Raw genomic sequence first — 4,872 nt, forward strand, 5'->3', positions numbered from 1 at the left:
GGTGGAGCCGGGGCTGCTCTTTCATTATTATTTTTAGAAAAAGTTGACCAAATAATTATTAATGATTTAGATAATTCTATATATTCCTTCTGGAAGGCTGCATTAGATCATACGAACAGGTTTATAGAAAAAATAAACAGTGTAAATGTAACAATTGAAGAATGGCATCAACAGAAATATATTTACAAAGATAAATGCTCATCTGAATTTGATCGTGGGTTTGCTACTTTTTTCCTTAATAGAACAAATAGGTCGGGAATTATCGGAGGTGGTCCGATAGGTGGAAAAGAACAAAAGGGGAAATGGAAAATTAATGCCCGCTTTGATAAAGATAAAATGATTGATAGAATAAAAAAGATTTCTCTATACAGGAGTAGGATTAAAATACTTAACATGGATGGAATCGAATTGATGAAGCAGGTTTTTGATATGCAAAATATATTAGTCTATGTTGACCCACCTTATTATGAAAAAGGTAGTTCTTTATATTTAAATCATTACAATGATTCAAATCATATAGAGTTGGCAAACTTCTTAAATGATAATAAAGACGTTTTTTGGCTACTAACATATGATAATGTCCCTGAAATTAATGCCCTTTATCCTGACAGATCTGTGATTGAATTTGACCTTCATTATCACATTAATAAACCCAAAAAATCTAAAGAAATCTTAATCAAATCTGATAGAATCACCATTCAATAAGATAAAAGAGGAAACATAATAACAATAACATCCTTACTTCTATATGAGGAGTCACCCGTCACTTGGCGAGACTCCAAGTGGTGAATTGGGGGACCAGCCACTAATTCTTGGACATGCAGACCCTGACGCCGGAAGAAAAGCAGAACTTCATCATTGCCCTGAATAATCTGAAACAGGCCATCGAGGATACGCTGGCCGCGGCGACGAAGGAATAACCGAGCAAAAAGCTGGCATGAAAATGATCGGCAGTGTCGTTATTTCATTTATTATATCATGCAGTTAAGTCAGTTGAACGCGTTCAACTGGTCTTGTGGGCAGACGCTGGTAGGCCAAAAACAACTATAGATCCTGGCACTAAGGTGCCGACTGTATTTTGGCAGTTATTTGGATACAAGAAGAAATGGTAACCTTGGACAGCTTATTTTAGAATACTTAGAAAGGGATAGGGGAAGCCGGTAGACCGCGTGTGCAAAGACAACAGCTAAATGGCCATTGCACAGAGCCCAGAAGATTCCCGTGGGGCGTGGAGTTATCCGTAAACTTTAGAATAGTGTCGCATGAGTGCCAGCTATCGACCCTACTTGGAGTTATACCACCATATGTGTGAATCGTGGCCTACTTGGTTCCACTTGTTTTTTGAATGAAATCTAAGGAGTACTTCCCATGAAAATAAAGAAGGTACATCTAAGGAACTTTCGTCGGCTGGAAAATGTTGAAATTGACTTTGAAAACGATGAAACCGTTTTCGTTGGGCCAAATAATAGCGGAAAAACTTCGGCCACTACGGCCTTTCGTCTTTTTCTCCTTCGCCAAGATTTCAAAGTCCATGACTTTTCTGTCTCAACAATTGCAGCCATAAACGCCTTTGGTGTAATGGATGATGCCGATGAAAGTAATCTCCCATCAATTGAAATGGATCTTTGGTTTTCGATAGACCCGGATATCGAATTTGGGCGGGTCTTTTCTCTTTTACCAAATGCCTTGGCCAACTTTGAAGAAGTTGGTGTTCGGCTGAAATACTGCGTCAAGGATGCAAGCAAGCTGAAGGCTGAGTATCTATCTGCTTTTCCACCTGTGGAAGGTGGAAGGCAGCCGAAAAATCTTTCTCACTTCCTATCACTTCAAGGAAACTTAAATCGTCATTTTACCCTTGGTTATTCTGCCATAGAGAATACCGAAACGGACATAGTAATTCACCCTCTTGATCCTGATGAAGGAAAACGAGTTCTTGCATCCTTGATCCGCATCGACTTTGTTGACGCACAGAGAAACATTGATGACCATGAAGTAGGACGTAGTAACCGCTTATCTACTGCTTTCGCAGCATTCTACAGGAAAAATCTTCAACAGGCAGAGATAAACGAAGAAGCAAATCGTGTAATAGACGAAAACAACGAAAACCTTAATCAACACTATGATGCCCACTTCAAGGGTTTGATGGAGGTCATTCGAAGCCTTGGAGTGCCATCTATTAATGATAGACAGATGAGGATCGTATCGTCTTTAAGTCCAGAGGCGGCGCTGCAAGGCAACACATCTCTTCTCTACATAGACCCAATGCTCAACCATGAACTTCCTGAAGCTTACAACGGCCTTGGGTTTAAGAACCTCGTATACATGGCAATACAAATCAGCCACTTCCACCTGCAATGGATGAAAACAGAAATAAAAAGGCCTCTTTGCCAAATCATCTTTATCGAAGAGCCGGAGGTGCACCTGCACGCTCAGGTTCAACAAACATTTGTTTCGAACATTTGGGAAATTATACGAAAGGCATCTGAGGATACCGGTGAAAAACATATGGTGCCTCAGCTTGGAATCACTACACACTCCTCACATATCATAGATACGATTGAGTTCAGAAAGGTTCGCTATTTTCGACGTTGCACATCAACCGGAGAAAACCCCGCTACAGCAATTACTTTCAATGCATCGAAGGTGCTTAGCTTAAGGGACTTCAGACCCCAAAAGTCTTCAGCGGGGGGAACAATCGAAGACGAGAAGGAAACCCTGGATTTCCTTAAACGTTATCTTAAGTTAACCCACTGCGATCTATTCTTTGCGGATGCCGCAGTACTGGTCGAGGGTACAGTAGAGAAACTCCTTCTACCACAGATGATTGATAAATCTGCACAAGGACTGAAACGCAACTACCTTACCGTACTGGAGGTTGGAGGCGCTTATGCGCACCGTTTCGCGAGCCTCTTAGAGTTTTTAGGTATTTCATATCTCGTCATAACGGACTTGGATTCAGTCGATCCATTAGACAAGCGAAAAGTTTGCAGGGCAGACACGGTAGGGGCGGTGACTTCAAACGCTTCTCTTAAATTCTTCCTAAATAAATCCGAAGTAAGTGAACTATCAAAGCTGAAAGTGGAAGAGCAAATCTTGGCAGCGGATAGCTGCTTCGTTGCATTCCAAAAACCAACTCCTGTTTTAGGCTATGATCCTAATAAACCAATGCTCGGACGGACGTTCGAAGAAACGTTTACATATCAGAATATGCAAATTTTTCGTGACAATGAAATCAGTTTTGGAATCGACCTTCCTGATGATCAAGATTTTGAAAAAGGGTATACGGCAGTATTCGAAGCGACAAAGTCTTCGTCATTCAAGAAGGCCGAGTTCGCTCTTAATATAGCTTCATTAACAACGGCCTGGGTAACACCACAGTATATTGCTGACGGCTTGCGCTGGCTGGAGGACAAGACATGCGCAAAAACGGAAGTGGAGACTGCTTGATGGGTGCCAAGGTACAAAGGTTACTCGAAACAAGCGCAGATAAAGACATCAGGAATTGCCTGGACACGCGGCGGAGTTTCTCAATGATTGCCGGTGCAGGTTCAGGAAAAACGATGTCTTTGATAAGCGCGCTTAAGTACCTGAGAGAAACAGAAGGTCCACACCTTCGCCGTGACGACAAAAGGATTGCTTGCATCACATATACCAAACGGGCAGTTGAAGTTATCTCCAGCCGCTTGGATCGGGACGAATTGTATTGTGTATCAACACTCCACAGCTTTCTATGGGGAGAAGTAAAAAGGTTTACGCCAAATATTCGTGAAGCTCTCCGTAACTATTTGATACCCTGGCATATAGATAAAAAACAACAGGATGACAACGGTGGTCAAAGTAAGAAAGCAGTTGCTGCAAGAGAAAAAATCGCATCATTACAGCTCGACCTGGATCGATTGGATGCTGTGGACAGTTTTGAGTATAGCGACACCAATTTCAGTAACTACTCCCAAGGCGTGCTAAGTCACGATGACGTTATTTATGTCGCTGCCTACCTGTTATCAACAAATGAAATTCTCCGCCGGATTGTTGGCCAGAAATATCCGTATATCTTTGTTGATGAGGCGCAGGATACATTTCAAAATGTTGTAGAGGCACTTAATAAACTTTGTGAAAGCGATGGCTTGCCTATTGTCGGCTACTTCGGTGATCCGATGCAGCAGATATACGATGAACGTGCGGGTGATTTTGCTGGTCCTGCCAATTCCGTTCGGATCACAAAACAAGAGAATTTTCGATGCTCACGAAAAGTGATAAATTTGCTGAATGCATTTCGACAAGATATCCAACAGGTTCCCGCAGGAGCAAGCGCTGATGTTGAAGGGAGCGTTCTTATTAGGTTAGTAAGAGCTGAAGCACCGGAAGGTGAACGAAAACGATACACTGAGGATCAAATTACACGTGCATCCGCACGCTTTGCAGAAGCACTTGAGGTCTGGGGTTGGGACCAGCGTGCGGATGTAAAGCATCTTTTCCTCGTTCGTCAAATGATTGCACGGCGGCTCGGGTTTCCTGAACTACAAAAACTTTTCACGGGCCTATTCTCTTCTACAACAGCCCAAGAAGACTACGAAAAAGGCGATCATTTTCTTTTAAAGCCTTTTGTAAGTGTTATCTGCCCCCTAGCACAGGCCCACAAAAATGGGAATCAACGTCGAGTTATAGATGTCTTAAAAATGTCGAGTCCTGCATTCGACCCAAAAGGTGTCAATGCTGACCGAACCTTGGGGGAAATGAGAAACCAGTTAAATGAGATTACGCAAGGACTGTCCGCTCTGTGGGACTATAACACTCCCCAAAAACTGGACAGGGTAATAAGGTGCATGTATGGTTGCCGAGACGAAGAGGGAGGACGAAAATCATGGCAAGCAG

The 4,872-nt window shown here is 42.5% G+C and carries 3 protein-coding genes; all 3 read left to right on the forward strand.

Annotation, left to right across the window (positions count from 1 at the left end):
* A partial coding sequence (locus Q7J27_06505) for a DNA adenine methylase (GenBank protein ID MDO9528796.1) occupies window positions 1–705 on the forward strand: 705 nt, incomplete at its 5' end.
* Window positions 706–1,368: 663 nt separating this feature from the next.
* Window positions 1,369–3,447: an AAA family ATPase gene (locus tag Q7J27_06510; GenBank protein MDO9528797.1), complete on the forward strand. Its 2,079-nt coding sequence runs from the start codon at window positions 1,369–1,371 to the stop codon at window positions 3,445–3,447.
* Window positions 3,417–4,872 (forward strand): UvrD-helicase domain-containing protein (locus Q7J27_06515; protein ID MDO9528798.1); only part of this gene is annotated, 1,456 nt, incomplete at its 3' end. The genes Q7J27_06510 and Q7J27_06515, both read left to right, overlap by 31 nt.

The organism is Syntrophales bacterium, assembly GCA_030655775.1.
Classification (GTDB): Bacteria; Desulfobacterota; Syntrophia; order Syntrophales; family JADFWA01; genus JAUSPI01.